The sequence below is a fragment of the Shewanella sp. Sh95 genome, from assembly GCF_001308045.1.
GTDB classification, from domain to species: Bacteria; Pseudomonadota; Gammaproteobacteria; order Enterobacterales; family Shewanellaceae; genus Shewanella; species Shewanella xiamenensis.
On sequence record NZ_LGYY01000072.1, the window covers coordinates 1 to 229 of the forward strand.

Sequence of the window (229 nt, forward strand, 5' to 3'; positions counted from 1 at the left end):
ATGGGGCGCTGCAGTTTGCTGACGGCACTCCGGCGACAGGCTACAGCTACAACGCCACCACCGGCGTTATCAGCTGGACGGAAACCGCCCCGGGTGAAGGTGGCAGCATCACGGTCACCGCGACCCAAACCGATGCAGCCAACAACACCTCTCCGCCATCACCTTTGATTTCGTCTTGCGTGAGTGGGCCATCCGCTGGATTGCCGTCATCTACGATCGACAAAGACGG

At 60.7% G+C, this 229-nt stretch carries 1 protein-coding gene; it reads right to left on the reverse strand.

The genetic code is table 11. The features are described from left to right. Window positions 1–46: 46 nt before the first annotated feature. A partial coding sequence (locus AEA42_RS22850) for a hypothetical protein (protein ID WP_231640359.1) occupies window positions 47–229 on the reverse strand: 183 nt, incomplete at its 5' end.